Below are 26,202 nucleotides of genomic sequence, written 5' to 3'. Positions count from 1 at the left end.
GCCGCCGCGCCGACGCCCGCCCGCGCCTACGGGTTCTTCGGCGCCTGGTAGTCCTTGCCCAGCACGACCAGCAGGTCCGCGTTCTGGGTGTCCCCGGTGACCTTCTTCACCGCCGTGTCCGGCAGGCCGAGGCTGGTCGCCAGCGACTTGGCCGCGCCCTGACGGGCGTCGTCGGTGTAGCGGATCTCACTGGTGGCCTGCGCGGCCGTCTTGGCGCCGCCCGGGATGAACGTCAGGCCCGAGTTGACGATCTGGACCTGCGCGGCGGCGGCCGCCGCGTCGTTGCCGCTGGCGTCCTGCAGGGCGACCCGGGCCGGGGCGTCGCCCGCGGCCGCGGACTTCACCGTGCCGCCGAGCACGTCCTTGACCTGCTTGCCCGCGGTCGCCTCGTCCAGGGTGCCGTCCGGCTTGACGGTCAGCGCCGAGGTGCCGAAGTGGCCGTCCTTCGCCTGCTGGGCGAGCTGGGCCAGCACTCCGGCCAGGGCGTCCTCGGGCAGCGAGGGGTCGAGCACCGCGTTCATCCGGTGCACGTCGTCCTTGGCGTCCTTGAACTCGGTCGGCATGGTGCGCACCACCGCGTCCATGACCTGCCCGAACCGGGCCAGCTGGGCGTCCCGGCTCTCCCCGGGGTTCTGCAGCGTGGCGTAGGCGACCGCAGCCTTTCCGCTGAGCATGGTGTTCTTCCCCGCCGCGGACAGCAGCTTGCCGTCCGGCTTGCCGCCCTCGTGGGTCTCGGCGTTGGTGTCCACCCGGACACCGCCGAGCTGGGAGACCAGCAGTTCCAGGTACGGGGTGTCCAGCCGCCAGGTGCCGGCCACCGGGGCACCGAGCACGGTGGCCAGGCCGTCGCGGGTCGCGGAGGCGCCGACGGCGTCCATGGCCTGGCCGACGGTGGTGACCGGCGGGTCGCCGGGGCCGGGCAGCCGCAGGTAGTCGGGCAGCAGCAGCACGGTGCCCTTCTTCCCGGAGGCGTCGTCGACCAGCAGCGCGCTGGACACCTTGCCCTGCAGGTCGCGCAGGTGGACGACGTTGACCTGGCGCCCGCCGGCCGCGGCGGCGGCGGTCGGCTTGCCGCCGGTGAACCACAGGTAGCCGCCGACGCCGCCCGCCGCGAGGGCCAGCACCACGCCGAGGCCGATCAGGCGGTTGCGCAGCTTGCGGCGGCGCTCGGCGCGCACCTCGCTGCGGGACTCGGCGAACTTGAGCCAGTCGATGACGTCCTCGGTCTCCTCCGCCTCCTCGTCGACGAAGGTGAACTCGCCCGTGGTGTAGCTGTCCTTGGGCGCCTTGCTCCCGGCCTTGCCGCGCGCCCCGGCGACCTGCTCGGAGGGCGCCTCGGGCTTGGCCGGCCCGGCCTCCGCCCCGGTCCTGGCCGCCCGCGGGCGCGGCGGCACGGCGGCGGGCGCGGGTGCCGCGGGCGTAGCGGGTGCCGCGGGTGCCGCGGGGCTGACGGGTGCCGCAGCCCCCTCCGGCTCGGCGACGGCCGGACCGGCGGCGGTCTGGTACGGCTGCTGGTAGCCCTGGTACCCCTGCTGCTGGTAGCCGTACGGGTCCTGGGAGTACACCGGCTGCCCGTACTGGTCGTACTGCGGCTGCCCGTACTGGTCGTACAGCTCGTACGCCTGCTGCTGCGCGAACTGCCCGGTCTGCCCTGTCTGCCCGGCCTGCCCGGTCTGGCCGCCCTGCTGGTACCCGTCGTACGCCTGCTGCCCCTGCTGCCCGTGCTGTCCCTGGTACCCCTGCTGCTGGTAGCCGTACGGGTCCTGGGAGTACACCGGCTGCCCGTACTGGTCGTACTGCGGCTGCTCGTACGACTCGTAGGCCTGCTGCGGGTGCTGCTGGTAACCGTGGCCCTGGCCCTGGCCTTGTCCCTGGCCCTGGTACGGCTGCTGGTACTGCCCGGTGGACCAGTCCTCCGGCCGCTGCTGGCCGCCGCTGCGTTCGGTCATGCGCCGCTCCTGGCTCAGGTCCCGCGCGGCGCGTACAGCGCCCGCTTGTCGATGTAGCGGACCACGCCGTCCGGGACGAGGTACCAGACCGGCTCGCCCTTGGCGACCCGGTTGCGGCAGTCCGTGGAGGAGATGGCCAACGCCGGGACCTCCACCAGGGAGACCCCGCCCACCGGAAGCCCGGCGTCCGACAGAGTGTGCCCCGGGCGGGTGCATCCGATGAAGTGGGCCAGCGAGAAGAGTTCGTCGGAGTCGCGCCAGGACAGGATCTGGGCGAGCGCGTCGGCGCCGGTGATGAAGAAGAGGTCGGCGTCCGGGTGCAGGGCGTGCAGGTCGCGCAGGGTGTCGACGGTGTAGGTCGGGCCCTCGCGGTCGATGTCGATCCGGCTGACCGAGAACTGCGGGTTCTCCGCGGTGGCGATGACCGTCATCAGGTAGCGGTCCTCGGCCGGGGTGACGTGCCGGTCGCTCTTCTGCCACGGCTGCCCGGTCGGGACGAAGATCACCTCGTCCAGGTGGAACGCGCTCGCGACCTCGCTGGCGGCGACGAGGTGGCCGTGGTGGATCGGGTCGAAGGTGCCGCCCATCACGCCGAGCCGCCTCTTCAGCGGTTCCGTTCCGCCGGGATTCCCGGCCTGCTCTCCCATGCCGCCACACCTTACGCGACACCCGTTACGGTGCGGGAACGCCCGGGTGGGGGTCGTCCGCAGAGGCGGTGAGGGTTGGCCGCAGACGCGTCGGGGAGCGGTCGGCCAGGTGGGCCGGGCGCTCCCCGATCGGTCCGCGGGACGGGCTCAGCGGTCCCGGTTGAAGCGGGTGGTGATGAAGAGCAGGAGCAGCAGGATGAACAGCGCGGCGCCACCCGTCAGAGCCGGGTTCAGGCTGTCGTGGTTGCCCCCCTCGCCCTCGGCGAGCAGGTTCAGAACGGGGAGTGCGGCGGCAGTGTTCATGGTCGGCGGGACCTTCTCGGCTCGGTGAACGGACCTGGGGGGTTGTTCCGGGCCGGTGAGGGCCCACCCGTCATCGTACGGGGGGTCACACGGCAACCGCTCGGCGGCCCACCGCCGCTGACCGGGCGTGACCCGGGGCCTCCGGCGAGGGCCCGACCGCCGGGCGGGGAGCCCGCCCCGGCGGGAGCCCGTCCAGAGCCCGCCCCCGAGGGAACCCGTCCAGAGCCCGCCCCGGAGGGAGGCCGTCCAGAGGGGCCGTCCGTCCTAGTTGCCGCGGAAGGCCCGGGCCATGATCCACACCAGCAGGCCGATGCCCACGAAGGACGCGATCACGATGATCCGCAGGAAGAGGCCCGGCCCGGCCTCGTCGGAGATGGGCGCGGCCAGGCTGACAAGCGTGTCGGTGGACATTGCGGGGCTCCTCGAACTGCTCGGTACCGCGGCCGGGTCCGGTCTCGGTCGTCCAGGGCATTCAGGGTAAACCGGCCTCACACCGGCGCCGCCCACCGCCCCCTGCGGCGCGCCCGGGCCCCCGCGTACGCTGACCCCGGGGACGAGTACGCAACCACGGACGTTGCACAGACAGTCGTTGCAGGCGAAGACCAGCGGGGGGCCGGCCAACGGGCCGCAGCCGCCGTCGACCAGGAGGTACTCACACCATGACCGACCCGACCGTGAAGGCCCCGAGCCGCCGCCGCGAGCGCTTCCCCGGGATCTCCACCCGTGCCTGGGAGCACCCGGCGGACCGCTCCGCGCTGGTCGCCCTGCGCAAGCTGACCGGTTTCGACGACGTCCTGAAGAAGCTCGCCGGGCTGGTCTCCGAGCGCTCGATCCGGCTGATGTTCCTGGCCACCGCGGTCAAGACCTCCGAGCGCCAGTTCCCCGAGCTCCACAGCATGGTGCGCGACGCGGCCTACGTGCTGGACCTGGAGCGGGTCCCGGACCTGTACGTGACCCAGGACCCGGCGGTCAACGCGTTCACCATCGGCATCGACACCCCGATCATCGTGATCACCAGCGGCCTGGTCGAACTGCTCGACGAGGAGGAGCTGCGCTCGGTCATCGGCCACGAGGTCGGCCACGCGATGTCCGGCCACGCCGTCTACCGGACGATGCTGATGATCCTCACCAACATCGCCACCCGGATCGCCTGGGTGCCGCTCGGCAACCTGGCGATCATGGCCATCGTCACCGCGCTCAAGGAGTGGTTCCGCAAGGCGGAGCTGTCCAGCGACCGGGCGGGCCTGCTCGCCGGGCAGGACCTCCAGGCGTCCATGCGGGCCCTGATGAAGCTGGCCGGCGGGCACAACCTGGCCGAGATGAACGTCGACGCCTTCCTGGAGCAGGCCGAGGAGTACGAGAAGGCCGGCGACCTGCGCGACGGCGTGCTCAAGCTGCTCCAGGTGCTGCCGCAGACGCACCCGTTCGCGGTGGTCCGGGTGGCCCAGCTGAAGAAGTGGGCGGAGAGCGACGAGTACCGCTCGATCATGACCGGCGCCTACCCGCGCCGCGCGGACGACCCGGACACCTCGGTCGGCGAGCAGTGGAAGGCCGCCGCCGACCACTACACGACCTCGGTGAAGGAGAGCAAGGACCCGCTGATGGGCCTGCTCCGGGACGTCGCCGGCGGCGCCGCGACGGTGGGCGGCAAGCTCCGCGACACCTTCACCGGCGGCGGCACCCGCAACGGTTCCAACGGCTCGAACGGCTCCACCGGGCCGTCCGGCTCGTCCGACCGCGGCGAGGGCTGACCCCGCGCGGGCCGGTGACCCCGTACGGCCGTGACCCCGTACAGCCGGTGACCCCGTACAGCCGGTGACCCCGCGCGGCCGCCGGCCGCCGGCTGGCCGGCCCCTGAGCGCCGACGTGGCGGCCGGTGACCCACCCGGGTCACCGGCCGCCGTGCTGTCCTCCCGCTCCGTCCGCGAGCCCCCGGACCAGCCCGAAGGCGCTCGGCTCAGCTGCCCGCCAGCACCCCGCACACCTGCCAGCCGGGCCGGGCGTGGTTGCCGGGGTCGACGGCCGTCGGCGGCGCGACCACCGTGCCCTGCGCGGTCGCCAGCACCGGCTGTAGGAAGCCCGCCATCGAGGTGCCGCAGGGCGCGGGCCCGGCCTGGAGGACCGAGTCCACCAGCCGCAGCTGCGCCGAGGCCAGGTCGATCCGGTCGAACTGGAAGGTCAGCTGCCGCCGGACGGTCGTCAGGGTGACGGGCGCCCCGGCCGGGGCCCCGACGGGCTTCAGCGCGTAGACGAAGGTGTGGTCGGTGGTGATCTGCAGCGTCCCGCTGTCCGCCTCGTCGATCCGCATCGCGCCGACCACCTTCACGGTGTCCGAGGCCAGCGCGACCTGCGCCGGGTCGAAGCGGACCATCCAGCCGGTCACCGCGTGGTGCCGGTCGTCCACCGGCTGGGTCACGCTCTCGTCGAACTCCGCCTGCTCACCGGGTGTGACGAAGGCCCGCACGTCCGCGGTGGCGCCCTGGACGAGGGTGGCGGGGGCCAGCGAGGAGGCGACCAGGTAGCGCTGGACGGTGTCGAGGGCCTTGGCCACCTCGACCCGGCTGAAGTGCTCGGTGGGCGCCCCGGTCGGGGTGTTCAGCCCGGTCGTGCCGTCTCCGTACCCGGACGGCAGCGCGGCGAAGGGGTTCGCCGGGTCGGCGACCGGGTGGACGGCCGAAGCGGGGCTCAACGCGACCAGGCTGACGGTCAGTTGGCTGCCCTCGGGCCGGGCCGGGGCGCCCTTCGGGGAGCTGACCCCGAAGTACACCGCGGCCCCGAAGGCGATCAGGATGAGCAGCAGCAGGGCGAGCGCCTGGCGCGGAACACTGCCCAGCGGGCCGAGCCGCACCCGCTGCCGGGTGGCCTTGCCGAAGGAGCCCGCCAGCCGCTCCCGGGCGGACAGCTCCTGGATCCGGGCAGCCCGGACGAACGATTCGTCGAAGACCACGGAGCGGAATTCGTCGTCGTTTCCGGAACCGCCCTCGGGCGTACCCTCAGGAGGCTCTCGCGGGTCACCCATAACACCAGGGTAGGCGGACACCCGCGCCGCCACGAGGGGCCCGGCGCAGATTCCCGGGGACGCTCCGTGACCACCCGCCCCGGGCGCACTCCCGCACGCCACCGAGTTCGGACCCCGGGCCCCGGCACCACGCCCGCGGCGGCGGGGCCGACACCGGCGGACGCCGGCCCTACCCTGCGGGCGCGGTGGCCGCCAGTGACGGCTCGGCCGGCGCGGGGCCCGGGTCCACCCCGGCGCTGCTGCTGCCGGACTCCGGCCTGCGGGGCGTACCCGCCGACCCGCCCACGCCCTGGTAGACCGCCGCGACCGCCACCGCGACCAGGCTCACGCCCATGATCACGGCGAGCACCCAGGCCACCGGCCGGTGCCAGCGCTGCTGGGCCACGTACCGGCCGCGTCCGCGCACCGGGTCGTAGCCGCGCCGCCACCCGCGCCGGGCCCGGCGGTCGGTCGCCCGGCCGGGTCCCGACCAGGGATCGGGGTAGTGGTGGTCCTCGTCGAGTCCGCTCGGGTACGGGCGCAGCTCCAGCGGCAGCCCGTCCCCGGCCGAGACGTCATAGCCCCAGCCCGCGCCCGCGGCGTCCGGCTCGAACCGGGCCTCGGCGGCGGCGAGTTGCCGCTCCTTGGCGGTCGGCTCGTGCACGGCGGCGGACCGGACGAAGGCCTCATCGAAGACCACGGTGGCGAACTCGTCGTCCGCACCACCGTGGTCGGCGCCGTCGGGGTACGGCAAGCCCCCCACATCCTCAGCCACGGGATTCAGCGTATTACCGGGCGGGCGTTTTGTCTGTGGCTCCCGGCAGTTGGTCCGTCACACGTGTGACGGCCACCGCGCGGTCCCGCCCGGCGGGCCGGGTCGCGGCGCCGTTCCTCGGCGGGAACGCGCAGCCGGCCCGGTTCCCGCGGGGGGACGCTCAGCCGGCGTCCGGGCTCCCGCCGACGGTCTGCGTCGCCTCGCCCCGCACGTGCCCGTCACCGGTGACGATGTACTTGGTGCTGGTCAGCTCGGGCAGGCCCATCGGGCCGCGGGCGTGCAGCTTCTGGGTGGAGATGCCGATCTCCGCGCCGAAGCCGAACTCGCCGCCGTCGGTGAAGCGGGTGGACGCGTTGACGGCCACCGTGGTCGAGTCGACCAACCGGGTGAAGCGCCGGGCGGCGGCCTGCGAGGTGGTGACGATCGCCTCGGTGTGGCCGGAGGACCAGCGGCGGATGTGCTCGACGGCGGCCTCCAGCGAGGGCACCACGGCGGCGGCCAGGTCCAGCGAGAGGTACTCGGCGCCCCAGTCCTCGTCCGTCGCGGGCACGACGGTGGCCGGGCCGCCCTCGGCAGCCTTGAGCACCGCCTCGTCGCCGTGCACCGTCACCCCGGCCTCGGCCAGGGCGGCGAGTGCGAGCGGCAGGAAGGCGTCCGCCACGTCCTGGTGGACCAGCAGCGTCTCGGCGGAGTTGCAGACGCTGACCCGCTGCGCCTTGGAGTTCAGCAGGATGCCGACGGCCATCGCGAGGTCGGTCTCGGCGTCCACGTACACGTGGCAGTTGCCGGTGCCGGTCTCGATCACCGGGACGGTCGAACCCTCGACGACGGTGCGGATCAGCGAGGCGCCGCCGCGCGGGATCAGCACGTCGACGAGGCCGCGGGCGCGCATCAGCTCCTGCACCGAGTCACGGCTCTCCCCCGGCACCAGCTGGACGACGTCGGCGGGCAGCCCGGCCGCGACGACGGCGTCCCGCAGCACGGCGACCATCGCGGTGTTGGAGCGGTAGGCCGAGGCCGACCCGCGCAGCAGGACGGCGTTGCCGGACTTGAGGCAGAGCGCGGCGGCGTCGGCGGTGACGTTCGGGCGGGCCTCGTAGATGATGCCGACCACGCCGAGCGGCACCCGCACCTGCCGCACGTCCAGGCCGTTCGGCAGGGTGTAGCCGCGCACCACCTCGCCGACCGGGTCGGGCAGGCCGACCACGTCGCGCACGTCGGAGGCGATCGCGGCGATCCGCTCGTCGGTCAGGGTCAGCCGGTCGATCACCGACTCCGGTGTCCCGGCCTCCCGGGCCCGGGCCACGTCCTCGGCGTTGGCCGCGAGGATCTCGGCACGGCGGGCGACCAGCGCGTCCGCGATCGCCAGCAGCGCGGTGTCCTTCGCCTTGCGCGGCAGCGGGGCGAGCGCGGCGGCGGCCTCCCGGGCTCGGCGCGCTACGGCGAGGACGGGGCTGTCGGCGGTGGAGAGATCGCTGGTCATGCCGCCAAGGGTAGCGACTGCGCCCCGCCCGCCGGTCCGCATTTCGCCCGGTGAGACACGGCTTCCGCGTCCCGTCGGGGCGGGTCGCCCGGGGCGGCCGGACAGGCCCCTCCCGCGCCGGCTCACCGCGCACGCGCCCCGCCCACCCCGACGACGCTCACGCCCCGCGCGCCCCGACGAGGCTCACGCCCCACGCGCCCAGTGCGGGCCCCGGCCCCGGGTCAGTACGGGTGCACCCCGCCCAGGTGCGGCGGCGGCGTGCCGAAGCCCTCCGCCACCCGCTTGTGGTACGTCGCCCGGTCGACCACCTCCAGCCCGACGATCTCCCACGGCGGCAGGTTCGCGGTGACCTTGTGCTCGCCCCACAGCCGCAGCGCGATCGCCGCCGCGTCGTGCAGGTCCCGGGCCTGTTCCCAGTACCGGATCTCGGCGTGGTCGGCCGCGTAGCGGGCGGTCAGGAAGAACGAGTGGTCGTGCGCCAGCTGCTCCAGCGAGGCCCGCAGCGAGGACAGCGGGGTGACCTGCCCGGCCACGCTGAGCACCACGTGCCACAGCCGTGCCTGTTCGGGCACCGTGGGCGGGTCCGCCTCGTCCGCGCGCTGGGGGCGCAGCCTGCGCGCCCCGCCCGGTCCCTGCGGCGGCGGACCGGCCGGCTCGGCGGGGCCGTCCCCGCGCCCGCCGTCGATACTGGTCAGCCGTCGGCCCGCCGTCCCTCCGGTCAGCGCTGCCTCGCGCCTGCGTTCCACCGGCGGCCTCCTGTTCGGCGATCTCGTGTCGTCCCCCGCCGGCCCCGCCGGCCCTCGGCCGACCGGTACGGCTGCGCCCTTCCTCGCCCCTGGCCGGGCCGCTCCCGGTACGGAGCGGCCCGCCGTCCGCACTGCGCCGATCGGCCGGCGGCCGGTGCCGGCCCGCCGGGCCGGTCAGCCGCGCAGAACGACCAGGTCGTCGCGGTGGACGACCTCACGCTCGTACCCGGCGCCGAACTCCTGGGCCAGGTCGCGGGTGGACCGGCCGAGCAGGCGGGGCAACTCCCTCGCATCAAAGTTGACCAGTCCGCGAGCCACGATGTGGCCGTTTTCGGCAAGAAGGTCCACCGGATCACCCGCGGCGAAGTCCCCGTCGACCTTGGTGACCCCGGCCGGCAGCAGCGAGGCGCCGCCGGAGACCACGGCGTCGACGGCGCCCGCGTCCAGGTGCAGGGCGCCGCGCGGGCTGCTGGCGTGGGCGAGCCAGAGCATCCGGTCGGAGGTGCGGGCGCCGGTGCGCAGGAAGAGGGTGCCGGTGGGGCGGCCGGCCAGCGCGTCGGCGGCGTGGCTGGCCGCGGTGAGGACCACCGGGATGCCCGCGCCGGTGGCGATCCGGGCCGCCTCGACCTTGGTGACCATGCCGCCGGTGCCGACCCCGGCCTTGCCGGCGCTGCCGATCTCGATGCCGTCGAGGTCGTGCGGGCCGGTGACCCGCGCGATCCGGCTGGTGCCGGGGCGGGACGGGTCGCCGTCGTAGAGGCCGTCCACGTCGGAGAGCAGGACCAGCAGGTCGGCCCGGACGAGGTGGGCGACGAGCGCGGCGAGCCGGTCGTTGTCGCCGAACTTGATTTCGGCGGTGGCGACGGTGTCGTTCTCGTTGACGATCGGCATCGCCCCCATCGCCAGCAGCTGGTCCAGCGTGCGGTAGGCGTTGCGGTAGTGGGCGCGCCGGCTGGCGTCCTCGGCGGTGAGCAGCACCTGCCCGACCCGGATGCCGTACCGGGCGAAGGAGGCGGTGTACCGGGCGACGAGCAGCCCCTGGCCGACGCTGGCGGCGGCCTGCTGGCGGGCCAGGTCCTTGGGCCGCTTGTCCAGGCCGAGCGGGGCGAGTCCGGCGGCGATGGCGCCGGAGGAGACGAGCACGACCTCCGGGGCCCCCGGGCGGTTGCGCACCTTGGCGAGCGCGTCGACGAGTGCGTCGACGCGGTCGGCGTCCAGGCCGCCGGCCGCCGTGGTGAGTGAGGAGGAGCCGACCTTGACCACGATCCGCCGTGCGGTCAGCACCTCCTCCCGCAGAGAGTCCTCGGTCATCTCGCTGTACGCCTTTCCGGTGTGGTGCGGGTACGGCGGACCGGGGCCCGGCCGTCACCCCCGAAATCTACGCGATTCGCACGGTTCTCCCGCAGGCCGTTTCACCGGCTGGACCCGGGGTGGTCACGGGCTCGCCACAGTCCGTACGCCAATCCGGGCGGCTGGTATGGTCCCTGACCGAAAGCCAGATCGGGGGACGGCTTCTTGCCCGCTGGACCCAATTCGTCTTCGACCCTGCTGTCATGAGAGGGCGGCGCCGCACTGGGCAGGCCGGCAACGGTTCGCGGTCGCGCGCCCGGGAGAAAAGCGCATCATGCGTTCGTACACCACCAAGCTCACCGTCGCCGCCCTGGCCGCGGCCACCGCCCTGTCGCTCGCCGCGTGCGGCCCGGACAACGCCGACCCGGCCGCCCCGGCGGGCGGCTCCACCGGTGCCGCCCCGGCGCCGACCGGCAGCGCTCCGGGCGCCACCGCGGGAACCACCGGGGGCGCGGCCGCCGGGGGCGCGGCCGGCGGCTCGACCGCCGCTCCGTCTGGCGGCGCCACCGGCGGAGCCGGCGCGGCCGCGGGCGGGGCCGGCACGGCCGGCGCCGCGGGCGGCGGTGCCGGGGCCGGCAAGCTGCCGCAGGCCGGCGCGTCGGTGAAGTTCGGCCAGGCCGCCACCGTGGAGTTCGTCGACAAGACCTCGAACACCGACGCCAAGCTGGAGTTCACCGTCACCGGCGTCGTCCCGGGCTCGCTGCAGGACTTCCAGGACGCCAAGGCCAACACCGCCGGCCTGGAGGGCCGGGCGCTGTTCTACGTCAGCTGGACGATGAAGAACCTCGGGGACACCAAGCTGACCTTCAGCGCCCCCGACTCCAAGCTCAAGGCCTACGACGCGGCCGGCAACACCGCGATGTTCGCCAACCCGGTCGCCTCGGTGAAGATCCCCAAGTGCAACACCCCGAGCTTCTCGGGTGCCACCAAGGGCGTCGAGTTCAAGGGCTGCGACATCGTCAGCTTCGCGGCCGGCGGCTCCCCGGTGATGATCAGCTACGGCGACTCCACCGACCTCACCAAGGTCCAGGCCGCCTGGACGAAGTGACGTCACGTCACCTCTCGCGACGCGCACGGCCCCCGTCACCCGGACAGGTGACGGGGGCCGTGCGCGTCAGGCGGCCCGACGGGCTCAGTAGTCCTCGTCGTCGCCCTCGATGGCGGACTGGCGACCGCTGGACAGCGCCTCGAAGGCGAGGAACTCGGCCTCGGCCGCGTCCCGGCCCTTCTGCTTCTCGCGACGGCGGTCGACCGCCGGGCGCGGGGACTCGAAGCGGTGGTCCTCACCGCGGCGGCCGAGCATCTCGGCACCGGCGGCCATGGTCGGCTCCCAGTCGAAGACGACGGCGTTCTCCTCGGGGCCGATGATGACGGTGTCGCCCTCCTGCGCCCCGACCTTCCACAGCTGCTCCTCGACGCCGAGCCGGGCCAGCCGGTCCGCGAGGTAGCCGACGGCCTCGTCGTTGGCGAAGTCGGTCTGACGGACCCAGCGCTCCGGCTTGACGCCGCGGATGCGGTAGGCGCCGTCCTCCTCGGTGATGGTGAAGCCGGCGTCGTCGACGGCCTTGGGCCGCAGCACGATCCGGGTGGACTCCTCGGCCGGCTTGGCGGCGCGCGCCTCGGCGACGATCCCGGCCATCGCGAAGCTCAGTTCGCGCAGGCCCTTGCGGGAGGCGGCGGAGACCTCGAACACCCGGTAGCCGCGCTCCTCCAGGGAGGCGCGGGTCAGGTCGGCGATGTCCTGGCCGTCCGGCACGTCGACCTTGTTGAGCGCGACCAGGCGCGGGCGGTCGTCCAGGCCGCCGTACTCGGAGAGCTCGGCCTCGATGGTCTCCAGGTCGGTCAGCGGGTCGCGGCCGGGCTCCAGGGTGGCGCAGTCCAGCACGTGCACCAGCACCGAGCAGCGCTCGACGTGCCGCAGGAACTCCAGGCCGAGGCCGCGGCCCTGGCTGGCGCCCGGGATCAGGCCGGGCACGTCGGCGATGGTGTAGACGGTGTCGCCCGCGGTGACCACGCCGAGGTTGGGGATCAGGGTGGTGAACGGGTAGTCCGCGATCTTCGGCTTGGCGGCGGAGAGCACCGAGATCAGCGAGGACTTGCCGGCGCTCGGGTAGCCCACCAGGGCGACGTCGGCGACGGACTTGAGCTCCATCACGATGTCGCGGGCCTCGCCGGGCTCGCCGAGCAGCGCGAAGCCGGGCGCCTTGCGGCGGGCCGAGGCCAGCGCGGCGTTGCCGAGGCCGCCGCGGCCGCCCTGGGCGGCGACGAAGCTGGTGCCGTGCCCGACCAGGTCGGCCAGCACGTTGCCCTTGCGGTCCAGCACCACGGTGCCGTCCGGCACCAGCAGGACGAGGTCCTCGCCGTCGGCGCCGGTGCGGTTGCCGCCCGCGCCGGGCTTGCCGTTGGTGGCCTTGCGCTTGGGCGAGTGGTGGTACTCGAGCAGGGTGGTGACCTGCGAGTCCACGGTGAGGATGACGCTGCCGCCCTCACCGCCGTTGCCGCCGTCCGGGCCGCCGAGCGGCTTGAACTTCTCGCGGTGCACGGAGGCGCAGCCGTGGCCCCCGTTACCCGCGGCGACGTGAAGTTCGACGCGGTCCACGAAGGTGGTCATGGGTGTGCCTCCAGTGCGCGAGAGTCTGCTTGCTACCTGCGTAAAGCGCGAAGGGTGGACCGGAGAATTCCGGCCCACCCTTCACTGTGAGTCTTTATGCGACTCGGGAGTCCGCGGGGACTCAGGCCTCGACGGCCACGATGTTGACGACCTTGCGGCCGCGGCGGTTGCCGAACTGCACGGCACCGGCGGTCAGCGCGAACAGGGTGTCGTCGCCACCGCGACCGACGCCCGCACCCGGGTGGAAGTGGGTGCCGCGCTGGCGGACGAGGATCTCGCCGGCCGAGACGACCTGGCCGCCGAAGCGCTTCACGCCGAGGCGCTGGGCGTTCGAGTCACGGCCGTTACGGGTAGAGCTTGCGCCCTTCTTGTGTGCCATATCTCGCTAACCCCTTACTTGCTGACCGAGTCGATGCTGGTGATGCGCACCGCGGTGTGCTGCTGGCGGTGGCCCTGACGGCGGCGGTAGCCGGTCTTGTTCTTGTAACGCAGGATGACGATCTTGTCACCCTTGGTCTGGTCGACCACCTCGGCGTGAGCCTTCACGCCGGCCAGGACCCACGGGTCGGAGGTGACGGCGTCACCGTCGACGACCAGGATGGTCGAGAGCTCGACCGAGTCACCCGGCTTGGCCTCGATGCGGTCGATCTCCAGCACGTCGCCCACGGCGACCTTGTGCTGGCGGCCGCCTGCGCGAACGATCGCGTACATGCGGTACCTGCTTTCCTTGCTCGGTCGGAACCCCCGACGCCAGCCACCTGGGTACGGACACAGGAGCCTCTCCCCGGCTCTCCGCGCGGACGCGGCGACCTCGGGGAGGTGATGTGCTCGGGAGCATGGCGTAGACACGCCGATGGTCAAGAATACGGACCGGCCGCCCCAGGGGCAAACCGGCCCGTACGGCCCGGGGCGGGATGGCTCCCGCCCCGGGCGTGGGCACTACTCGGCCGCCGTATCACCCTCGGCGGCCGCGGCCTTCTTGGCCGCCGCGCTCGTCCGCTTGGTGGCGGTCTTGCGGGCGGTGGTCTTCTTGGCCGCCGTCGTCGTCTTCTTGGCGGCGGTCTTCTTCGCGGCGGTCTTGCGGGCGGCCCGCTTCTTCGGCGCCGGCGCCTCCTCGGCGGCGGCGTCCTCGGCCGGGGCCTCGGTGCCGGCGGGAGCCTCGGCGGCCTCCTCGACCGGGGCCTCGACGGCCGCGGCCTCCGCGACGACGACCGGCTCGCCCGGCGCCTCGGCGGCGGCTGCCGCGACGGCCGGGGCGGCGGCCTCCAGGGCCGCCTCCAGCGCCGCCTCGGCCTTCGCCTGCAGCACCACGATCTCGGCGGTGTCCGGGGACCCGGCCGGAGCCGTCGCCTTGCGCACCGCACGGCGGCGCGGACGGCCCGCCGGAGCGGCCGGCGCGGCCTCCGTGACGACCGGCGCCTCGACGGCCGGCGCCGCCACGGCGGCCTCGGCGGTCTCGGCGGCCTCGACGCCCGGGACCTCCAGGGCCAGCTGGCCCTCGATCTCCTCGCGCACCGGCTCGGCCGCCTCCTCGACGGCCTCCGCGGCCACCGGCTCGGCCACCGCGGCCTCGACGGCCTGCGGCTCCTCGTGGCCCGCGCCGCCCTTGCCCCGGCGACGGCGCTTGCCGCCGCCCGAGGCCGCCTCGCCCGCCGGGGCGGACGGGGCGTGGACGTGGGCGCTCGGCTGCTCCATGTGGACGATCACGCCGCGGCCGTTGCAGTGCACGCAGGGCTCGGAGAAGGACTCCAGCAGGCCCTGGCCCACCCGCTTGCGGGTCATCTGGACCAGGCCCAGCGAGGTGACCTCGGCCACCTGGTGCTTGGTCCGGTCCCGGCCCAGGCACTCCAGCAGGCGGCGCAGCACGAGGTCGCGGTTGGACTCCAGCACCATGTCGATGAAGTCGATCACGATGATGCCGCCGAGGTCGCGCAGCCTCAGCTGGCGCACGATCTCCTCGGCCGCCTCGATGTTGTTCCGGGTGACCGTCTCCTCCAGGTTGCCGCCCTGGCCGACGAACTTCCCGGTGTTGACGTCGATGACGACCATCGCCTCGGTGCGGTCGATCACCAGCGACCCGCCGCTGGGCAGCCAGACCTTGCGGTCCAGCGCCTTCATCAGCTGCTCGTCGATCCGGTAGGTGGCGAACACGTCCACCTCGGAGGTCCACCGCTGGAGCCGCTCGGCGAGGTCCGGGGCCACGTTGGTGACGTACTCGTGGATGGTCTTCCACGCCTCGTCGCCGGAGACGATGACCTTGGTGAAGTCCTCGTTGAAGATGTCGCGGACGACCCGGACGGTCATGTCCGGCTCGCCGTAGAGCAGCGCCGGGGCGTTGCCGGTCGCGGCCTTCTTCTGGATGTCCTCCCACTGCTGCTGCAGCCGCTGGACGTCGCGGGTCAGCTCCTCCTCGGAGGCACCCTCGGCGGCGGTGCGCACGATGACGCCCGCGTCGTCCGGGACGATCTTCTTGAGGATCTGCTTCAGACGCGCGCGCTCGTTCTCCGGCAGCTTGCGCGAGATGCCGGTCATCGAGCCCTCGGGCACGTACACGAGGTAGCGGCCGGGCAGCGAGATCTGGCTGGTCAGGCGGGCGCCCTTGTGGCCGATCGGATCCTTGGAGACCTGCACCAGCACGGACTGGCCGGACTTCAGCACCGACTCGATCCGGCGCGGGCCGCCGTGGCCGCCCAGCGCGCCGAAGTTGACCTCACCGGCGTACAGCACCGCGTTGCGGCCCTTGCCGATGTCGACGAAGGCGGCCTCCATCGACGGCAGCACGTTCTGGACCTTGCCCAGGTAGACGTTGCCGACGTACGAGGTGGCCTGCTCCTTGTTGACGTAGTGCTCGACCAGCACGCCGTCCTCGAGGACGCCGATCTGGGTGCGCTGGCCGTTCTGGCGCACCACCATGACGCGCTCGACCGACTCGCGGCGGGCCAGGAACTCGGCCTCGGTGATGATCGGCACCCGGCGGCGGCCCAGCTCGCGGCCCTCGCGGCGGCGCTGCTTCTTCGCCTCCAGACGGGTCGAGCCCTTGATGGACTGCACCTCGTCCGGGTCGAAGGACGGCTCGGTGGAGCGGCGGCGGGGCTCGCGCACCTTCACGACCGTGCGGACGCCGTCCTCGGTGGTCTCGGCGGTCTCGACGGCGCCGGCCTCACCGCTGCGGCGGCGACGGCGGCGGCGACGGCGCGAGGAGGACAGGCCGGCGGCCAGGTCGTCGTCCTCGTCGCCCTCCTCCTCGACGGCCTCGGCCGGCTCCTCGGCGGCGGGCTGCTCGGCCTCGGCGGCCTCGGCGGCCTCGAACTCCTCGGCCTCGCCACGGCGGCGGCGACGGCCGCCCCGGCGGCGACGGCGCGACGGGCGGCCGTCCTCCTCCCACTCGCCCTCGGTCTCCGGACCGGCGGCGGGGGCCTCGGCGGCGGGCGCCTCGACGGCCGGCGTCTCGACCGGGGCCTGGACGACGGGGGCGGGCGCGGGCGCGGCCACCGGCTTGCGGCGGGCCGACTCGACCCGGGCGCGGACCCGGCGGCGGCGGCCGACGCCGCTGTACTCGTACTCGTCGTCCTCGTCGCGCTCGGCCGCGGCCGGGGCCTCGACCGGCGCCGGGGCGGCGGCGGGCTGCTGCTGCGCGGGCGCCACGTAGGGGGCCGGCTCCTGGAAGACCGGGGCCTGGAAGACGGCGGTGGCCGGGCGGACGGCGCGGCGGCGCACCCGGTGGTGCGGCTCGGCCTCGGCGGCCGGGGCGGGCGCGGCGGCCGGCTCGGCGGCGGCCGGGGCGGCCTCCTCCTCGGTCTCCTCCGTGCCGGCGGGCTCCTCGGCCTGCGGCTCCTCGGCGGCGGGCTCCTCGACCGGGGCCTCGACGACCGGCGCGGCCTCGACCACGCGACGGCGGCGCGGACGGCGGGCCGGAGCGGCGGGGGCCTCCTCGGCCGCCGGCTCGGCGGCCGCGGGGGCGGGGGTCTCGACGGCCGGCGCCTCCACGGCGGGGGCCTCGGCCTCGACGGCGGCGGGCGCTCCGGCCGGGGCCTCGGCGCGCTTGCGGGCGCGGCGGGCCCGGGCGGGCTTCTCGGCCACCGGCTCGGCGGCGGCCGGCGCCTCGACGGCGGCCTCGGCCGGGACCGCTGCGGCCTCCGGCGCGGTGACCACGATCGCGCTGGTCTCGGGCGCTCCGGCCGGGGCCTCGGCGCGCTTGCGGGTCCGGCGGGCCCGGACCGGCTTCTCGGCCACCGGCTCGGCGGCGGCCGGCGCCTCGACGGCGGCCTCGACCGCCGGCGCCTCGGCCGGCAGCACGGTCTCGGCCGCCTCGGCGGCCGCGCCCTGCGGGGTGCCCGCCGGGCGGGAGACCGCGCGGCGACGGCGGCGCGGCGGCGCGGCGGACGCGCCCTCGCCACCGGTCGCGGTGGAGTCGTTCGGTTCCGTGGCCGCGTTCTGCTGCGGATCGGTGTTATCGAGCATGCGGGTGGATCTCCCGTCAGGCCCCCGGGCTCCGCATCCGGGCACGGCGCGGCACCTGTGGGCGGCCGGCATCCAGGGGATGCCCGGGCCGGACCCGTTCACGGTGCCGCCGCGCGGACGCGAGGCCGCACAGGGGCTCGTAGTCTCGCTCGGCGCCCCGCGCTCGGCGGGGTGTCGAAAGTCTTCTGGTCTGACCAGTCTTCTGAAGGTTTTCCCAAGCTGCGCCGTCCCCCAACCCCGGGTGGCTCCCGGACGGGGCCCCGGGCCCACCGGCCGTCCTGGCCGGCAGGCCCCGGGTGGCAGGCCTGTGCTGCGACGACGCTCGCTCCCCTGGGGAGCCGCGGGAACCCTGGAGGACCATCGGGTCCAGTGAGGCACTGGACCCGGCCTCCGCCCGCTAGGCGGGCGCGGTAGCGCGCGGCCCGGCGCCCGGCTCCGAGCCGGCCGGGGCCGCGGCGCGGTCGAGCGCCAGCGGGTCGGTCACCGTGCCGGTCCCCTCGTCGAGCGGCCCCTGCGCCAGCCTGGTCACCTCTGCGGGGACCGGCGGCGCCAGGTCGGCCGTCGCACGGAGACCGGACAATACGTCGTCGGGTCGTACGGCGGGTGTGGCGTGTCGTACTACCAGGCGCAGTATCGCACAGGGACGGCCGGTCCGAACATCGTGGTCGGTTCCTGCCTCCGTGTCCGCACCGCCGTCGACCTGGGCCGGGACGACGTCCAGCGCCGCCACCGCGCCGCGCGCGTCGAAAACCCGCACGCCGTTCTTGGTGAGGCGTTCGACCTCGACCCGCTCCTCGGCGAGGAAGCGCGCGACCGCACCCGCCGCCTCGTCCGGCTCGACGCCGTCGAGCCGGACCAGCCACTCGGAGGCCTCCAGGCGCTCCACGAAGTTCGGCGTCCGCACCTCCACCGCGTCGATCACGTCGAGGCCGTTCGGCAGCGACTCGTCCAGCTGCGCCCGCAGCTGCTCGGGGTCGCGCACGGCGGCCAGGCCGATCTCCAGGTACTCCGCCTCGCTCGCCACCCCGGTGGGGGCCGCGTTGGCGTAGGAGACCTTGGGGTGCGGGGTGAAGCCGGCCGAGTAGGCCATCGGAACGGCGGACCGGCGCAGGGCGCGCTCGAAGGCGCGCTGGAAGTCGCGGTGGCTGGTGAAGCGGAGCCGGCCGCGCTTGGTGTAGCGGAGACGAATCCGCTGCACCGTCGGCGCGGGCGGCGGACCGTCGGGCGTACGGCGTGCCAGGGTCGCTCAGTCCTTAGTCAGTTGTCCCCGTCCGGCGTGGCGCGTTCCCGCCACTGTCCGGACTCTGTCACCACAAAGGGTACGCGCCCCACCGGCCCGCTCGCTCCGCCCCTGGTCAGCCGCATAGCCGGAACCCCCGGCCGGAACGTTCCGGCCGGGGGTCCGAGGTGTGGGGCCCGTCACCCGCCGACGGTGTCGGCCGACGACGGACGGCTACGAGTTCACGACCGTCAGCGGCAGCAGCTTCTTGCCGGTGGGGCCGATCTGGATGTGGGTGTCCATCTGCGGACACACGCCGCAGTCGAAGCACGGCGTCCAGCGGCAGTCGTCGACCTCGACCTCCTCCAGCGCGTCCTGCCAGTCCTCCCACAGCCAGTCCTTGTCGAGGCCGCTGTCCAGGTGGTCCCAGGGCAGCACCTCCTCGTAGCTGCGCTCGCGGGTGGTGTACCAGTCGACGTCGACGCCGGTGCCGGCGAGGGCCTTCTCGGCGCAGGCCATCCAGCGGTCGTAGGAGAAGTACTCGCGCCAGCCGTCGAAGCGACCGCCGTCCTCGTAGACCGCGCGGATGACCGCGCCGACGCGGCGGTCGCCGCGGGAGAGCAGGCCCTCGATGATGCCCGGCTTGCCGTCGTGGTAGCGGTAGCCGATGTTCTTCCCGTATTTGCGGTCACCGCGGATGGAGTCGCGCAGCTTGGCCAGCCGGGCGTCGGTGGCCTCGGCGGACAGCTGCGGGGCCCACTGGAACGGGGTGTGCGGCTTGGGCACGAAGCCGCCGATGGAGACGGTGCAGCGGATGTCGTTCTGGCCGGTGACCTCGCGGCCCTTCTGGATGACGTTCTTCGCCATCTCCCCGATCTGGAGCACGTCCTCGTCGGTCTCGGTGGGCAGGCCGCACATGAAGTACAGCTTCACCTGGCGCCAGCCGTTGCCGTAGGCGGTGGCGACGGTGCGGATCAGGTCCTCCTCCGACACCATCTTGTTGATCACCTTGCGCATGCGCTCGCTGCCGCCCTCGGGGGCGAAGGTGAGGCCCGAGCGGCGCCCGTTGCGGGACAGCTCGTTGGCGAGGTCGATGTTGAAGGCGTCGACGCGGGTGGACGGCAGCGACAGGCCGATCTTGTCGTCGGTGTAGCGGTCCGCCAGGCCCTTGGCGATGTCGCCGATCTCGGTGTGGTCGGCGCTGGACAGCGACAGCAGGCCGACCTCCTCGAAGCCGGTCGCCTTCAGCCCGCGCTCGACCATCTCGCCGATGCCGGTGATGCTTCGCTCCCGCACGGGGCGCGTGATCATGCCGGCCTGGCAGAAGCGGCAGCCGCGGGTGCAGCCGCGGAAGATCTCCACGGACATCCGCTCGTGCACCGTCTCCGCGAGCGGGACCAGCGGCTGCTTGGGGTACGGCCACTCGTCCAGGTCCATGACGGTGTGCTTGGACACCCGCCACGGCACGCCCGGGGCGTTCGGCACGACGCGACCGATCCGGCCGTCGGCCAGGTACTCCACGTCGTAGAACTTCGGCACGTAGAACCCGCCGGTGCGGGCCAGGCGCAGCAGCACCTCGTCGCGCCCGCCCGGGCGGCCCTCGGCCTTCCAGGCGCGGATGATCTCGGTCATGTCGAGGACGGCCTGCTCGCCGTCGCCGATCACCGCCGCGTCCAGGAAGTCCGCGATCGGCTCCGGGTTGAAGGCCGCGTGGCCGCCGGCCAGGACGATCGGGTCCTCGTCGGTGCGGTCCTTGGACTCCAGCGGGATGCCGGCCAGGTCGAGCGCGGCCAGCATGTTGGTGTAGCCGAGCTCGGTGGAGAACGACAGGCCGAACACGTCGAAGGCCTTCACCGGGCGGTGGGCGTCGACGGTGAACTGCGGGACGCCGTGCTCGCGCATCAGCGCCTCGAGGTCCGGCCAGACGCTGTAGGTGCGCTCGGCGAGCACGCCCTCGCGCTCGTTCAGCACCTCGTAGAGGATCATGACGCCCTGGTTGGGCAGCCCGACCTCGTAGGCGTCGGGGTACATCAGCGCCCAGCGGACGTCGCAGGCGTCCCAGTCCTTGACGGTCGAGTTGAGCTCGCCGCCGACGTACTGGATCGGCTTCTGGACGTGCGGGAGGAGGGCCTCCAGGCGTGGGAAGACCGATTCGACAGTCATGTACTAGGAACCCTTACGACGTGATTCGGTGCCGCGAGCCGGCACGGGAGGGGTGACCCTCAAGGGTAGCCCAATCCGGGGATCGGACCGCCTGCCCCGGAGTGGGGGCCCTCCGCGCTCCGGCGCGACCCGGCCGTCGGGTGTCCGCCCCGGCACGCGCAGTGCGCGCCCGCCGCCCGGGGCCGTCCGCCGTTGACACGCCCGGACGGCCCGTGCGGTACTGACGGGGCTCCGCCAAAGGCACCGGTACCCCTTCCGGACACAGGAGTTGGGTCGTACGCTCGGGCCCTCGCCGGAGTTCCCCCGGCGCGACCCTCTCCCTCCCCCGCACGCACGGCCCCGTCCACCCTCACCAGGCCCGTCCCGTGTCCGCCCGGCCGCCGTCCCCGGCCCGCGGTGCCCCGCCTCCCGCCCGCACTCCGTGTCCGGCGGCGCACCCGCTCGCCCGCGCCCCGGCGGCCGTACGAGCCGTACGACCGGCGCAAGGAGAACCATGACCGACACCGGTCGGCGGATCCGCCCCCTCCGGACCCTCGACACCCGGCCGGCCCGCTACCCCACGCAGGCGCAGGCCGAGGCCGCCGCCCGGCGGTTCGCCCTGCGCCACCCGGACCGCTGCCGGCTTCGCGAGGTGGGCCGCTCGCGGGCCGGACGCCCGCTGCTGCTGCTCTCGGTCGACCGCGGGCCGCGCGCGGTGCTCGTGGTCGGCGGACCGCACCCCAACGAGCCGATCGGCACCGCCGGGGCGGTCCGGCTCGCCGAGCTGCTGCTGGAGCGCCCGGCCGTCCCCGGCCTGTCCTGGCACCTGCTGCTCTGCCTGGACCCGGACGGCGCGGCGCTCAACGCCGGCTGGCTGGACGGCCCGCTGACCATGGGCCGTCACTACGAGCACTTCTTCCGCCCCGCCTTCGAGGAGCAGCCGGAGCTGCTGCCCGCCCCCGGCTCGGGCCGCCCGCCGATGCCGGAGAGCCTCGCGCTGACCGGTCTGATCGACGAGCTGCGCCCGTTCCTGCAGTGCTCGCTGCACGGGGTGGACTTCGGCGGCGCCTTCGCGCAGCTCACCGGCCCGGTGCCGGGCCTGGCCGAGCGCTTCGCCCGCTCCGCCGCCCGGGCGGGCCTGCCGCTCGACGTGGACTCCTACGACGCGATGGGCTGGGCCAGCCCCTCCCCCGGCACCTATCTGATGCCAGCGCCCGGCAGCTCCGAGGCCTCCCGTGCGCTGCCGGACGAGCCGGAGCTGTCCACCTGGTCCTACGCCGCCCGCCACGGCGCGGTCACCGCCGTGCTGGAGGTCCCGATGTGGGCGGTGGACGCGGTCGGCGACGCCCGGTCCCACCCGGAGGGCCCTCGGGCCCTCGCCGCGGCCGCCCACGAGCTGACCGCGCGCGCCGAGGAGCTCACCGCCCTGCTGGCCCGGGTCCCCGCGCACGGTCACGAGGCGTACGGCCCGTTGGTGCGCACCGCCGAGTTCAACCTGGCGGTGGCCCCGCGGGTGGCGGCGGAGTGGCTGGACCGCTGGGGCGCCCAGCCGCTCTCCGCCTCCCGGGTGACCACCGCCGGCCTGGTCGCGGCCCGGCTGCCGCTGCGGGTCGCGTCGATCCTGCTGCGGCTGCTCGCGGACGGCCGCGGACCGGGCGCGGAGGCCGCCCGCGAGCGCGCCCGGGCCGTCGTCGCCGACAGCCTGGACCGGCTGCGCCACCGCTTCGGCGCCCGCTGGGTCCCGGTGCAGGAGCAGCTGGCCCACCAGACCCGCGCCGTCCTGACCGCCGCCGACTGCCTGCTGCACCCCTGACGGTTTCCTGACGATCCGTCAACTGAACCGCTGGGAAAAGACTTTGGACACGCCAAGGGGGCCGGCCCGGGTTTCCCCGGACCGGCCCCCGCGCGCAGTCGCTCAGGCCGCTATCGGCCGCTGGCTCCGGACCGCCTGGAGCAGTCCGACCGCCATCCAGTTCGCGAACATCGAGGACCCTCCGTACGAGACGAACGGCAGCGGGATGCCCGCGACGGGCATGATGCCCAGGCACATCCCTATGTTCTCGAAGGCCTGGAAGGACAGCCAGGCGACGATCCCGGCAGCGACGATCGTCCCGTACAGGTCGGTCGCCTGGCGGGCGATCCGGCAGGCCCGCCAGAGGATCACCCCGACCAGCGCGATGATCGCCAGCGCGCCGACGAAGCCCAGCTCCTCCCCGGCGACGGTGAACACGAAGTCGGTCTGCTGCTCCGGCACGAACTGCCCGGTGGTCTGCGTCCCGTGGAACAGCCCCTTGCCGGTGAGTCCGCCCGAGCCGATGGCGATCCGGGCCTGGGCGGTGTTGTAGCCGACGCCGTTCGGGTCCAGCTGCGGGTTGGCGAAGGCCGCGAAGCGGTCGATCTGGTACTTGCTCAGCAGCCCGAACTTCCAGATCGCCACACACCCGGCGCCGCCCGCCACCAGCAGGCCGAGGACCCAGCGGTTCGCCGCGCCCGAGCCGAGCAGGATGCCCAGCACGATCGCGGCCATCACCATCACCGAGCCGGCGTCCGGCATCAGCAGCACTATGCCCATCGGCAGGGCGGCCCAGATCAGGCCGCGGAACACCGCCCGGTTCGAGGGGAACTCCCGCTCCCCCGCGTCCACCTGGTCCGACAGCACGACCGCCATCGCCAGCACGATCCCGAGCTTCGCGAACTCGGCGGGCTGGATCGAGAAGCCGCCGCCGAGCTGGATCCACGAGTGCGCGCCGTTGATGGTCGAGCCCAGCGGACTGAGCGTCGCCAGCAGCATCAGGATCACGCCGACGTACAGGAACGGCACGATCGTGCGGAAGCGGCGACTCCCTATCGCTATCACCACGGCGCACAGGACCAGCCCGACCACGAAGTTGGTCAGGTGCCGGTACAGGAAGTACTGCGGGTCGCCGTGGGTGAGCGAGTCGCGTCCGCGGGTGGCCGACCAGACCAGCAGCGCGCTGCCGGCCGAGAGGGCCAGCGCGGCCAGCAGCAGTATCCAGTCCAGCCGCCACAGCGGGGAGTCCTTGGCGAGGGCCTTGGGCACCCCGCCCCGCTGCGGGGCGAGCCGCAGCTGCCGGTAGGAGCCGTAGGAGGTCATGCCCGTCCCCTTCCCGGGCCGCGGCCGGGTTCCAGCGCGGCATCGGCCGCGGTGTACGAGACCGCGGGGTCGGTCGGCGGTGCCTGGTCCAGGAAGGCCGCCGCCGCAGCCCCTCCCGGCCGCGCCGCGTCGAGCAGCGCGGGCACCGGGGCGGAGTCCTGTGCCGCGTCGAGCAGCGCCGGCACCGGCGCGGAGTCCTGCGCCGGGTCGAGCAGCGCCGGCACCGGCGCGGAGGCCGGGGCCGGAGCGCCCGGCGCGCGGTCGACCGAGTAGGCGGCCGGCTTGATGATCGCGGTGCCGTCCGGGTTGAACTTCGGCAGCTCGGCCTGCGGGGTCGGCAGCAGCGCCTTCGTGGTGTCGACGTTGCCCTTGTCGTCCACGCCGTACAGCGCCTGGTAGATCCGGCGGACGGCGTCACCGGAACCACCGGAGCCGGTGCCACCCTGGCTTATCGTCATGACGACCGCGTAGTCCTTGCTGTACGTGGTCAGCCAGGAGGTGGTCTGCTTGCCCTCGACCTCGGCGGTGCCGGTCTTGGCGTGCAGCTGGATCTTGTCCTGCGGCCAGCCGGCTCCGGCGAACTTCCAGGCGGCGGTGCCGCTGGTGATGACGCCCGCGGTGGCCTGGTCGATGTAGCTCAGCAGCTTCTGGTCGCCGGGGAACTTGGCGTCCGCCTGCGGGGCGATCTCGCGGACGAGGTCCCCGCCCGGGCTTATCACCGCTTTGGCGATGGTCGGCCGGTAGAAGGTGCCGCCGTTGGCCAGCGCCGAGTAGATCCGGGCCATCTGGACCGGGGTGACCAGGGTGTCGCCCTGGCCGATCGCGAAGTTGACGGCGTCACCGGCGCGCATCTGGTAGCCGTCGACGCAGTTCTCCCGGGCGATCTGGTCGGAGAAGCTGTTGCCGCCCTTCTTGGCCTGGGCGCACCAGGCGTCCTTGTTGTTGTCGTAGAAGGACTGCTTCCACTGCCGGTCGGGCACCCGGCCGGGCACCTCGGCCGGCAGGTCGATGCCGGTCTTGGCGCCGAGGCCGAACTGGTGGGCGGTCTTGAAGAACCAGTCGCCCGGGTCCTTCTTCGGCTTGATGCCGCCGTCCTTCACCCACTGGTCGTTCGCCAGGCCGTAGAAGACGGTGTCGCAGGAGACCTCCAGCGCCTTCTCCAGCGTGATGGAGCCGAAGCTCTCGCTCTCGAAGTTCTTGAACTCGCGACCGCCGATGGTCATGCTCTTCGGGCACGGGTAGGTGCCGTCCAGCGGGTAGCCGGCCTGCACGGCGGCGGTGGTGGAGATGACCTTGAAGGTCGAGCCGGGGGCGGACTGACCCTGTATGGCCCGGTTCAGCAGCGGGAAGTTGGATTCCTTGCTGGTCAGCGCCTGGTAGTCCTTGCCGCTGATGCCGCCCACCCAGAGGTTCGGGTCGTACGTCGGCGCGCTCGCCATGGCGATGATCCGCCCGGTGTGCACGTCCATCACCACGGCGGCGCCGGAGTCGGCCTCGTAGTTGCGGTTGGTGACCTTGTCGAAGGTGTTCCGGGCGTCCTTCATGGCCTGCGCCAGGTTGTCCTCGACGACCTTCTGCACCCGGGCGTCGATGCTGGTGACCAGGTTGTCGCCGGTCTTCGGGGCGACGGTGCCGGCGGTGCCGATCACCCGGCCGAGGTTGTCCACCTCCAGCTTGGTGATGCCGGCGGTGCCGCGCAGGTCGCGGTCGTACACCGACTCCAGGCCGGCCCGGCCGATCTGGTCGGCCGGCAGGTAGCGGTCCAGGCCGGTCTTGTCCGCGGTCTTGCTGACCTCCTCGTCGGTGACCGGCGAGAGGTAGCCGAGCACCTGGGCCAGGTTGGCGCCCTCGACGCCGGTGTAGCGGCGTACGGCGGTGGGCTGCGCGGTGACCCCGGGGAAGTCCTCGCGGCGCTCCATTATCTGCATCGCCTGCTGGGTGGTCGCCTCCTTGGTGACCGGGATCGGCTGGTAGGGCGAGCCGTTCCAGCAGGGCTGCGGGGTCTTGGCGTCGCAGAGCCGGACCTTCTCCTGGACGTCCTTGGCGGGCATCCCGAGCACCTCGGCCAGCCGGGACAGCACCGCCTTGCCGCCGTCCTTCTGCTGCAGCAGCGAGGTGCGGCTGACGGAGACGACCAGTCGGGTCTCGTTGCCGGCCAGCAGCCGCCCGGAGGCGTCCAGGATCTCGCCGCGGACGGCCGGCTCGACCACCTCGCGGATGTGGTTGCCGGTCGCCTTGGCCGTGTACTCCTTGGCGTTGCGGATCTGCAGGTACCACAGCCGCCCGCCGAGGGTGGCGAGCAGCGACAGCACCAGGATCTGCAGCACCACCAGCCGGATCGTCACCCGCCGGGTGCGGCCGGTCTCGGGGATGTTGCTCACGTCTCGTGCGCTCCAGGGTGCG

Annotated in this window: 20 protein-coding genes; 3 read left to right on the top strand and 17 right to left on the bottom strand. The window is 73.8% G+C overall.

The window, feature by feature from the left end; genetic code table 11:
* Positions 1-26 precede the first annotated feature (26 nt).
* The 4 genes from ACZ6Y7_RS15835 to ACZ6Y7_RS15820 form a co-directional block, all read right to left on the bottom strand.
* Positions 27-1,949, bottom strand: a complete 1,923-nt coding sequence (locus ACZ6Y7_RS15835) for a LytR C-terminal domain-containing protein (RefSeq protein ID WP_465758459.1) — start codon at positions 1,947-1,949, stop codon at positions 27-29.
* 14 nt (positions 1,950-1,963) lie between these two features.
* Positions 1,964-2,596 carry a nicotinate-nucleotide adenylyltransferase gene (gene nadD / locus ACZ6Y7_RS15830; protein ID WP_465758458.1) on the bottom strand — a complete coding sequence of 211 codons (633 nt, stop codon included), beginning with the start codon at positions 2,594-2,596 and terminating at the stop codon, positions 1,964-1,966.
* 147 nt (positions 2,597-2,743) lie between these two features.
* Positions 2,744-2,899, bottom strand: a complete 156-nt coding sequence (locus ACZ6Y7_RS15825; RefSeq protein WP_179852881.1) for a hypothetical protein — start codon at positions 2,897-2,899, stop codon at positions 2,744-2,746.
* A 264-nt stretch (positions 2,900-3,163) separates the two neighbouring features.
* Positions 3,164-3,310 (bottom strand): hypothetical protein, encoded by a 147-nt coding sequence (locus ACZ6Y7_RS15820; RefSeq protein ID WP_465758457.1) that lies wholly within the window; start codon positions 3,308-3,310, stop codon positions 3,164-3,166.
* A 248-nt stretch (positions 3,311-3,558) separates the two neighbouring features.
* On the opposite strand from ACZ6Y7_RS15820, the gene ACZ6Y7_RS15815 reads away from it, so the two are divergent.
* Positions 3,559-4,650: a M48 family metallopeptidase gene (locus ACZ6Y7_RS15815; protein ID WP_465758456.1), complete on the top strand. Its 1,092-nt coding sequence runs from the start codon at positions 3,559-3,561 to the stop codon at positions 4,648-4,650.
* A gap of 206 nt (positions 4,651-4,856) precedes the next feature.
* On the opposite strand, the gene ACZ6Y7_RS15810 is transcribed toward ACZ6Y7_RS15815, so the two are convergent.
* From ACZ6Y7_RS15810 to proB, 5 genes are all read right to left on the bottom strand, one after another.
* On the bottom strand, positions 4,857-5,918 hold the full coding sequence (locus tag ACZ6Y7_RS15810; protein ID WP_465758455.1) for an SCO2583 family membrane protein: 1,062 nt from the start codon (positions 5,916-5,918) through the stop codon (positions 4,857-4,859).
* Between the two features lie 169 nt (positions 5,919-6,087).
* Positions 6,088-6,672: an SCO2584 family spore wall biosynthesis protein gene (locus tag ACZ6Y7_RS15805; RefSeq protein ID WP_465758454.1), complete on the bottom strand. Its 585-nt coding sequence runs from the start codon at positions 6,670-6,672 to the stop codon at positions 6,088-6,090.
* A 160-nt stretch (positions 6,673-6,832) separates the two neighbouring features.
* Positions 6,833-8,155: a glutamate-5-semialdehyde dehydrogenase gene (locus ACZ6Y7_RS15800; protein WP_465758453.1), complete on the bottom strand. Its 1,323-nt coding sequence runs from the start codon at positions 8,153-8,155 to the stop codon at positions 6,833-6,835.
* 221 nt (positions 8,156-8,376) lie between these two features.
* Entirely contained in the window at positions 8,377-8,901 is a 525-nt protein-coding gene (locus ACZ6Y7_RS15795; protein ID WP_465758452.1) for a hypothetical protein, read from the bottom strand.
* A 174-nt stretch (positions 8,902-9,075) separates the two neighbouring features.
* Positions 9,076-10,212 carry a glutamate 5-kinase gene (proB, locus tag ACZ6Y7_RS15790; protein ID WP_402215734.1) on the bottom strand — a complete coding sequence of 379 codons (1,137 nt, stop codon included), beginning with the start codon at positions 10,210-10,212 and terminating at the stop codon, positions 9,076-9,078.
* A gap of 313 nt (positions 10,213-10,525) precedes the next feature.
* Between proB and ACZ6Y7_RS15785 the strand changes: the two genes are divergently transcribed.
* On the top strand, positions 10,526-11,299 hold the full coding sequence (locus ACZ6Y7_RS15785) for a hypothetical protein (protein WP_465758451.1): 774 nt from the start codon (positions 10,526-10,528) through the stop codon (positions 11,297-11,299).
* A gap of 84 nt (positions 11,300-11,383) precedes the next feature.
* Here ACZ6Y7_RS15785 and obgE read toward each other — a convergent pair whose 3' ends face one another.
* From obgE to ACZ6Y7_RS15755, 6 genes are all read right to left on the bottom strand, one after another.
* Entirely contained in the window at positions 11,384-12,862 is a 1,479-nt protein-coding gene (gene obgE / locus ACZ6Y7_RS15780; RefSeq protein WP_465758450.1) for a GTPase ObgE, read from the bottom strand.
* A 121-nt stretch (positions 12,863-12,983) separates the two neighbouring features.
* Positions 12,984-13,241, bottom strand: coding sequence for a 50S ribosomal protein L27 (gene rpmA / locus ACZ6Y7_RS15775; protein WP_030058248.1), 258 nt, complete (start codon positions 13,239-13,241; stop codon positions 12,984-12,986).
* Between the two features lie 14 nt (positions 13,242-13,255).
* Complete coding sequence (rplU, locus tag ACZ6Y7_RS15770) at positions 13,256-13,573, bottom strand: 50S ribosomal protein L21 (protein WP_045696828.1); 318 nt, start codon at positions 13,571-13,573, stop codon at positions 13,256-13,258.
* Positions 13,574-13,801: 228 nt separating this feature from the next.
* Positions 13,802-17,323 carry an Rne/Rng family ribonuclease gene (locus ACZ6Y7_RS15765; RefSeq protein WP_465758449.1) on the bottom strand — a complete coding sequence of 1,174 codons (3,522 nt, stop codon included), beginning with the start codon at positions 17,321-17,323 and terminating at the stop codon, positions 13,802-13,804.
* Positions 17,324-17,720: 397 nt separating this feature from the next.
* Positions 17,721-18,521: a TIGR03936 family radical SAM-associated protein gene (locus ACZ6Y7_RS15760; protein WP_465758448.1), complete on the bottom strand. Its 801-nt coding sequence runs from the start codon at positions 18,519-18,521 to the stop codon at positions 17,721-17,723.
* Between the two features lie 255 nt (positions 18,522-18,776).
* Positions 18,777-20,705, bottom strand: a complete 1,929-nt coding sequence (locus tag ACZ6Y7_RS15755; protein ID WP_465758447.1) for a TIGR03960 family B12-binding radical SAM protein — start codon at positions 20,703-20,705, stop codon at positions 18,777-18,779.
* 493 nt (positions 20,706-21,198) lie between these two features.
* Here ACZ6Y7_RS15755 and ACZ6Y7_RS15750 point away from each other — a divergent pair, with 493 nt between their 5' ends.
* Positions 21,199-22,497 (top strand): M14 family zinc carboxypeptidase, encoded by a 1,299-nt coding sequence (locus ACZ6Y7_RS15750; protein ID WP_465758446.1) that lies wholly within the window; start codon positions 21,199-21,201, stop codon positions 22,495-22,497.
* 102 nt (positions 22,498-22,599) lie between these two features.
* Here ACZ6Y7_RS15750 and rodA read toward each other — a convergent pair whose 3' ends face one another.
* Positions 22,600-23,799, bottom strand: coding sequence for a rod shape-determining protein RodA (gene rodA / locus ACZ6Y7_RS15745; protein WP_465758445.1), 1,200 nt, complete (start codon positions 23,797-23,799; stop codon positions 22,600-22,602).
* Positions 23,796-26,180: a penicillin-binding protein 2 gene (mrdA, locus tag ACZ6Y7_RS15740; RefSeq protein ID WP_465758444.1), complete on the bottom strand. Its 2,385-nt coding sequence runs from the start codon at positions 26,178-26,180 to the stop codon at positions 23,796-23,798. Before mrdA ends, rodA begins: the two co-directional genes overlap by 4 nt.
* Between the last annotated feature and the right edge of the window lie 22 nt (positions 26,181-26,202).

Source organism: Kitasatospora sp. NPDC053308 (assembly GCF_055585785.1).
Note: the sequence above shows the minus strand (reverse complement) of the source record. Positions and strands in the feature narration are given on the sequence as shown.